Here is a 6,562-nt window from a genome sequence, read left to right as displayed (position 1 = left end):
AAAATATCACTGGACTTACTATTCACACTAAAGATCAAGAATACGTAAAAGAAGCGAAATAATAAGTATGGCTTTTAAATAAAACATAACAAATTAAAAGGGGGTGACCTAGAGTCACTCCCTTTTTTGTCTCTTTGTTAAGTGTGGTTGATTTTTAAAACTAGGAGATTGGAATGATTTGCTATTCTTATAGTCTGTAATGAGGTATAATTGTATTGGAATGCAAATTCTAAGAGGGTGAGAAAATGAAATTAGAAAAAGAAAGAAAATTAAATTATAAGATTAGTGTTGTTAAAGATAATCTTGATTTTAGCTTATTAACGGTTGAATTCGAAGCGATAGATTATTCAAGAATTCACGCAGAGATTGTTGTTAAAAAAGCAAATAATAAAGGAATTATACTAGAAATTCCAGACTATGAAGAAGTGCCAAACAGCATGATTAAGCTTATGAAATATTGTACTTTAGGATATAGTGGTGCAACAATGCATATAAGAGGAGACAGAGGTAGAAGTGAGAATAGACAGCCGGCATCGATATATTTTCCATTTCTAACAAATAATCAAGAAGGTGAGCTATATTACAAGTATGTCTACCAAGATGTGATTGATTTAGTGAATATTCTAAAAAGAGAATTTCTGAATTTAGAGGTGAACATTGTTGCTAAAGGTCAAGGAGCTGCAATAGGAATCGTGACTTCGGCAGTTGGAAGAAAAGTAGATAGATTATTTATTTCAAATATGCAAAACTTCGATTTTAAATATATTTTTGAAAATAATCTTGATGTCGGTGTATATGATAGAATAAGGGAATACGCACGTAACTATCCAGAAAAAGAAGAGTATTTATTAACGAGATTGGAAGAAATAGATGTGGCGCAGTATTGTCAGCAAGTAGAAGCAGATGTCTATTTTGGATATTCAAAATTAGATGAAAAGAATATTATCCTTAATAAAAAGTTAGAAACTATGTTTAAAAGAAAAAATGTTACTATTTTTGAATGTGAAGAGGAGAATCTTCATGAGTGCATGTTGGAGGTGTGGCTGATGGAGAGTATGAGTGCAGTGGTAAACGAGTAGTAGAGTACGAGCAGAAGAAAGGACTCCAACATTAAGGGGAGCCCCCAAAGTCCTAAAATTTAACATAGTTCACATGAGAACTCATAGCCGTAGTGGTTTATTGATATCTAAATTTGCTTTATAAAAGCTTTTTAGATATCTACCACTGCGAGAAGTGACTCGACAAAATTGATGCCTTTAAAGTCACGATTTTTGAGTCACTCTCTTACGATAATTAGTAGATGAGTATACAAAAAATCCGAGTCTAGTTATTTACAGTGTTCTTGAAGGAGTAACCATAAGGTTAGCTTTATTAACTGTATAACTATTAGACTCGGATTTTTTATTATTTAAGTTTTTCTATTTCTTTAGTTAGTGATTCTTTAGTAACTGCGCCAGCGATTCTAGTTTCAAACGTACCATCACTATTGATTAAAATGTGAGTTGGAAATGAACGAATTGCGTAGTTTATGATGAAGCGGTCATTAACATCGAAAAGAACAGGATAAGTTGCACCAAGTTCTTTCGCTTTTTTTAGAATTACATCTTTACTTTTATCTTGAGGACTTTGGTTTTTAAATTCTGCATCGTTAGGAGAAGTCATAGATAGAAAGACGATATCCTTGTTATTTTTATATTTTTGATACACTTTTTCTAATTCTGGAATCTCTCTCATACATGGACCGCACCAGCTGGCCCACATATTGATGTAAACTTTTTTACCTTTAAAGTCACTAAGTTTTACAGTTTTTCCATCTTTGTCCATTGCAGTAAAATTAAAAGCCTGAGTAGCTTTAGTTTCACTAGATGAAGAAGTAGAAGTTTGTTTGCTAGTTTCTTCTTTTTTTTCGAAAGTGCTAGCACATGCATTTAAAATTAGAGCACTACTAAGAAGAGTTGCACTAAGTATCGTTAGTTTTTTCATATTATTTTCCTCCAATTCAAATCACAAGTTTAAGAAAAATATCTAGTTAAAGTGATAAATGATCCACTCAGGATTAAGATACCGATTAAAATAAGGATGATACCTGAGATAACCTGTGTATATTTTAAAATATTTGTATGTTTTTTGAATAGTTCTAATAATTTTGAAGCGAAGAATGCAACAAGGATAAATGGTAGGATAAATCCTAAGCAGTACGCAAGAATTAAAAGAACACTCATTATTCCGGTATGACTAGATGCATACAAGAAAACACTAGCTAAGATTGGTCCAATACAAGGTGTCCAAGAAAAGCTAAAAGTGAATCCCATTAAAAAAGCAAGAATAGGAGTAGTTTTATTTCCTTTTCTTTTAACTTTGTTTTTTATTGAAAATTCTTGTTTTAAAAATCCTATCTTAAACACGCCAAGTTGTAATAATCCCATAAAGATGATTAAGACACCGCTGACAATTTGCAACGTTTTAATATTTTCATTTAAGAATATACTGATAAAACTTGTTGCAAAAGCTAGGATGAAAAATGTTGAACAAATACCAAAAACGAATGATAGTGTATTTGTAATAGTATTACGTTTGTTGAAAACTAGTTCTCCGTGTTCATTTATTTCCTTTTTTCCTGCAAGAATACCGATATAGATAGGTAGTATAGGTATTACGCAAGGAGAAAGGAATGATAGAAGCCCTTCTAAGAAGACAAGAATCATCTTTAAGGCAGAACTAGCTGTATTAAAGTCTGTCATAAAACCCCCTTGAAAATTAAATTTAAAATTACAGGTTTACTATATAATAAAAACGCTTAAAATGCAATTGAACTGCTTATAGAATAAGGTTAATATTGCGAATTTTGCACAATGTAACAGAGAGTTATCGTTATTGTTACAAAACTATTACAAACCTTGAAAAAAGTGATATTTAAACATATAATGATAGTATGTCAAAATTATATAACGAATTTCAAAGAAGATTGAATGAGATTAATGACACTTATAGTTTAGAAAAATAGTTACAGAAATTAAAATTTAGAAATTAAAACAGTATTTATTTTATATGATAAATGAGTCACTTGGCTCGAACTTAACTTAAGGAGATAAAAATATATGAGTAAATTACAAAAATTAGTAGCCGCAACGGCAATCGTATCGACAGTAGGAGTAGGATTAGCGCAAATCGCAGATGCTGATACATACACAGTAAAAAAAGGTGATACTCTTTGGGATATCGCAGTAAACAACGGAACAACTGTTGATCAACTTATGCAAGATAACAATTTAACAAGTTCATTAATCTTTCCTGGAGATAAATTAACTTATAACACAACAGTAGCTCAAGTAGCTCAAGCTAAAGAACAAGGATACTACACAGTAGTATTAGGAGATACTTTAGGAAAAGTTGCTAACAGATTCGGTGTTTCAGTAGACGAACTTGTTAAATTAAATAATCTTTCAAACCCTAACTTAATTTATGTAGGAACAGTATTAAAAGTAGACGCAAGTGCAGCGAAAACAGCAGAAGTAACAGTTCCAAAAGCGACTGTAGTAGAAAACACTGCTGAAAAAACAGTGGTTAAAGTTGATCCAGTTCAAACAGTTGCACCAGCAAAAACTGAAACAAAAGAAGCACCAAAAGCTGAAGTTAAGAAAGAAGCTCCAGTAGCTACGCCAGCTGTAGCAAAAGCAGAAGAGAAAGCAGTAGTAGCACCAGCGGTAGCTACAGCCGCTCCAACTGTAACTGCTAAAACTCAAGCTCCAGCAGCGGCGGCAACAACACAAGTTGCGTCTTCAAACAAAGGAGCAGCAATCTACCAAGCTGCATTAGCTCAATTAGGTACATTCCAAGATTGTACATTATTAGTAACAAATGCTCTTAAAGCAGTAGGAATCAACTTCCACGACTGGCCAGCAGGATATATGAGCTTAGGAACTGTAGTTCCAGCATCTCAAGCTCAACCAGGAGACCTAGTTTACTATGCAAATGGAGGAACAGGATTAGCACACATCGGTGTTTACGCAGGTAATGGACAAGCTGTTCACGGTGGATGGTTAGGTAACCAAACGGTTCTTAATACTGCAAACTTAGGTAGTGGACCAGTTTACATCCGTGTTAAATAATTAAAGAATTAAATAAAAATAAGCGATTGGAATTTCCAGTCGCTTATTTTCGTTTTAGATTTAAAATGTAATGGGAGTGACTCAAAAATCGTGATTTCGGAGAAATCGATTTTGTCGAGTCACCCCCGCACAGTTTATTAGATATCTAAAAAGCTTTTATAAAGCGAATTTAGATATCAATAAACCACTGCGTCTATGAGTTCTCATCTGAACTTTGTTACATTTTAGGATTTTTGGGTCAGCCCGATATTTCGATGAGTTATTTCAATTGGTTTGATTTGTTTAGTTACAGGATTTTTGACTAGGTTATTAGTATAACAAATAAGTCGCCACTACTCAAAATCTCCCCAACAGCTAGTTCGTTGTGAACCATTATGAGTTCCAATAGCCATATAGTGACGTTCGCCCAAATATGAGATATAACTAATCCAAACGAAGCCTTCTTTAATTACATAGCTATCATAAAATACTTGTTCACCTTTGTGATAGACACTGACGATTTTTCCAAGTTTACTTGGCTTATTCCTTACATTAATAGAAGGAACGCTAACAATAAAACTACCTTCTTCATCTATTCTATTCCATTCTTCACTAGAGTCATAACTAGGTCTTATAAAACCTGCTAGATATGTATCATCGCGGCTTATAATACGTGCCATTCCACCACGTTCAGGTGTTCCGTCTACATTTTGTTCTACAGATGTGATGATATCGTCATCTACATCTATAACAATGCCGACATGTCCGAATTTATCCCAATTACCCCAATGCCATATTGCTATATCCCCAGGTGCAATCTCGGCATCTCCTTTGTAATATCTTTTCCAACCGGGAGGAATAGGATTAGTTAGATAATCGATAGCATTGCCGTACATTTGAAAATCTGCAAAATTCTTGATGTATGCCATAGTAAGATCTACACATTGTGCGCCGTACATACCATCCATGTCTATCCACTTATAGACATTATCTTTTGCCCAGTTTACCATTGTTTGTTGACTTGTCATAATGTTTACTCCTTTATATTAATTTATTCTTTAATATTTAGCTTTGTTTCTATAATATGAGTAAGATCATTTAAACTTTTCCCTATATTTTGAAGAGTATTATCTAATTTAAGTAGGAAAAATACTGCGACAAAAATAGGGAATCCTACAGTATTGATAAAATTTAATATATCCATAAAAAAAGGTGCGGCTTGGACCGCACCTCCCTCCCTTCTATTATTGAAGTTCGCTTACTTCACGAGTTGTGTAAGTAGCTTTTTTAAAAGTTGTAAGAGTATGTTTATCGTTATTTAGTACTCTCGTGTCGATAATTTTTTGTGCAACAGCTGCAACAGTGGCTTTACTTAAGTCATCTTTTGGATATGCCAAAGTAATGTGATAAGTTTTTTTATTATCTGTTGTAAAGTAGATGTTTAATTTTTTTTCCATAATTATTCTATCCTCCTAAATTATAGTGATTCTTTAGTGCTAGTGACGATGTCTTCGATATTTTTAGCGATTAATTTTTTTAATTCTTCGCCAACTTCTTTCAAAGCAGTGTCCTCAGCGTTTGGAGCAACTTCAAAGTTATAACTTTTAACAATGTGTTTATCTCCCTTTGGTTCAGTATAGTTTAAATGTAAAACTTTTCTTAAAATTTTCATTGTGAAATCTCCTTTTTATTTTGATATTTATGTCTTTGGCCTCTGACATTATATATATCGAAAAATGGGATGTGTTTTTCTCAAATATTAACAATTAATTTAAGTTAAATTTAATTTTAATAAATTATAATTATATAAAGTAGTGGAAATATACAAGAAATAGTATTATAATATATTAGGAACAAAGGAGGGAAAAACAATGAAAGATAATAGATTATTGAAAGTATTATGGGGAATTGTGTTGGCTATTTTCTTATGTAGTGCCTTATTTATAGGTATAAGCTATTTTACAGGTGGAGATAGCTCTAGTAGTAAGAAAAAAGATAATGAAATAACTTCATCATCAAAAGACAAAGATAATGATAAGGGTAAAGATAAAGATAGCTCAAAATCTAAGACAAAAGAAAAAAGTGATGAAGAAAAATATAGAGAGGCTAAGGACTCTAATAATGGAAATAATTCTACTACTAATTCATCTAAATCAGAAAGTAATAAATCAAATAATAGTAATAAAGCTGTAAATAATACTCAAAATAATACTAATAGTAGTCGTGGTAATAATGATAATGCAGCAAATAATTCTAATAAAGAAGATAAAAAAGAAGTAACTGAAGCAAATGGAGGAGCGGTAGCACCAGGAACATTTAATAATTCAGAAGCTGCGCATAACTATGCTAAAGAAGAGATAAATAGATTAGCAAAAGAGAATAAAAAACATTATAGTTATGCATTAGAAAGAAACAATAAAGGTGAAGTTGTTGTTAAAATAACAGAAGGTTAATGGAAAAACTCATAGTACTTT

The 6,562-nt window shown here is 32.2% G+C and carries 9 protein-coding genes; 3 read left to right on the top strand and 6 right to left on the bottom strand.

Features of this window, described 5'->3' with window-relative positions; all coding sequences use genetic code 11:
• The first annotated feature begins 245 nt into the window (after positions 1-245).
• Positions 246-1,079, top strand: a complete 834-nt coding sequence (locus tag RWQ74_RS06560; RefSeq protein WP_314397485.1) for an acetylxylan esterase — start codon at positions 246-248, stop codon at positions 1,077-1,079.
• 325 nt (positions 1,080-1,404) lie between these two features.
• Here the strand turns inward: RWQ74_RS06560 and RWQ74_RS06555 are convergent, their stop codons facing one another.
• Both RWQ74_RS06555 and RWQ74_RS06550 read right to left on the bottom strand, forming a co-directional pair.
• Positions 1,405-1,983: a TlpA disulfide reductase family protein gene (locus RWQ74_RS06555; protein WP_314397484.1), complete on the bottom strand. Its 579-nt coding sequence runs from the start codon at positions 1,981-1,983 to the stop codon at positions 1,405-1,407.
• 29 nt (positions 1,984-2,012) lie between these two features.
• Positions 2,013-2,741 (bottom strand): cytochrome c biogenesis CcdA family protein, encoded by a 729-nt coding sequence (locus RWQ74_RS06550; protein ID WP_314397483.1) that lies wholly within the window; start codon positions 2,739-2,741, stop codon positions 2,013-2,015.
• A 357-nt stretch (positions 2,742-3,098) separates the two neighbouring features.
• Here RWQ74_RS06550 and RWQ74_RS06545 point away from each other — a divergent pair, with 357 nt between their 5' ends.
• Entirely contained in the window at positions 3,099-4,109 is a 1,011-nt protein-coding gene (locus RWQ74_RS06545) for a LysM peptidoglycan-binding domain-containing protein (RefSeq protein ID WP_314397482.1), read from the top strand.
• Positions 4,110-4,441: 332 nt separating this feature from the next.
• On the opposite strand, the gene RWQ74_RS06540 is transcribed toward RWQ74_RS06545, so the two are convergent.
• The 4 genes from RWQ74_RS06540 to RWQ74_RS06525 are packed head-to-tail and all read right to left on the bottom strand — an operon-like array spanning position 4,442 to position 5,760.
• Complete coding sequence (locus RWQ74_RS06540) at positions 4,442-5,116, bottom strand: CHAP domain-containing protein (RefSeq protein ID WP_314397481.1); 675 nt, start codon at positions 5,114-5,116, stop codon at positions 4,442-4,444.
• Positions 5,117-5,139: 23 nt separating this feature from the next.
• On the bottom strand, positions 5,140-5,292 hold the full coding sequence (locus RWQ74_RS06535; RefSeq protein WP_314397480.1) for a YvrJ family protein: 153 nt from the start codon (positions 5,290-5,292) through the stop codon (positions 5,140-5,142).
• A 40-nt stretch (positions 5,293-5,332) separates the two neighbouring features.
• Positions 5,333-5,545, bottom strand: a complete 213-nt coding sequence (locus RWQ74_RS06530) for a DUF2922 domain-containing protein (RefSeq protein ID WP_314397479.1) — start codon at positions 5,543-5,545, stop codon at positions 5,333-5,335.
• A 20-nt stretch (positions 5,546-5,565) separates the two neighbouring features.
• Positions 5,566-5,760 carry a hypothetical protein gene (locus RWQ74_RS06525; RefSeq protein WP_314397477.1) on the bottom strand — a complete coding sequence of 65 codons (195 nt, stop codon included), beginning with the start codon at positions 5,758-5,760 and terminating at the stop codon, positions 5,566-5,568.
• Positions 5,761-5,959: 199 nt separating this feature from the next.
• On the opposite strand from RWQ74_RS06525, the gene RWQ74_RS06520 reads away from it, so the two are divergent.
• Positions 5,960-6,541, top strand: a complete 582-nt coding sequence (locus RWQ74_RS06520) for a hypothetical protein (RefSeq protein ID WP_314397476.1) — start codon at positions 5,960-5,962, stop codon at positions 6,539-6,541.
• Positions 6,542-6,562 lie beyond the last annotated feature (21 nt).

Source organism: uncultured Gemella sp., assembly GCF_963525165.1.
Taxonomy (GTDB): domain Bacteria; phylum Bacillota; class Bacilli; order Staphylococcales; family Gemellaceae; genus Gemella.
This window is presented reverse-complemented; position numbering and strand designations above follow the sequence as displayed.

Excerpts from the sequence above, each read along its gene's own strand:
- RWQ74_RS06540 (WP_314397481.1), bottom strand. The coding sequence starts at position 5,116 with ATGACAAGTCAACAAACAATGGTAAACTGGGCAAAAGATAATGTCTAT.
- RWQ74_RS06520 (WP_314397476.1), top strand. The coding sequence starts at position 5,960 with ATGAAAGATAATAGATTATTGAAAGTATTATGGGGAATTGTGTTGGCT.
- RWQ74_RS06530 (WP_314397479.1), bottom strand. The coding sequence starts at position 5,545 with ATGGAAAAAAAATTAAACATCTACTTTACAACAGATAATAAAAAAACT.
- RWQ74_RS06535 (WP_314397480.1), bottom strand. The coding sequence starts at position 5,292 with ATGGATATATTAAATTTTATCAATACTGTAGGATTCCCTATTTTTGTC.
- RWQ74_RS06525 (WP_314397477.1), bottom strand. The coding sequence starts at position 5,760 with ATGAAAATTTTAAGAAAAGTTTTACATTTAAACTATACTGAACCAAAG.
- RWQ74_RS06555 (WP_314397484.1), bottom strand. The coding sequence starts at position 1,983 with ATGAAAAAACTAACGATACTTAGTGCAACTCTTCTTAGTAGTGCTCTA.
- RWQ74_RS06560 (WP_314397485.1), top strand. The coding sequence starts at position 246 with ATGAAATTAGAAAAAGAAAGAAAATTAAATTATAAGATTAGTGTTGTT.
- RWQ74_RS06545 (WP_314397482.1), top strand. The coding sequence starts at position 3,099 with ATGAGTAAATTACAAAAATTAGTAGCCGCAACGGCAATCGTATCGACA.
- RWQ74_RS06550 (WP_314397483.1), bottom strand. The coding sequence starts at position 2,741 with ATGACAGACTTTAATACAGCTAGTTCTGCCTTAAAGATGATTCTTGTC.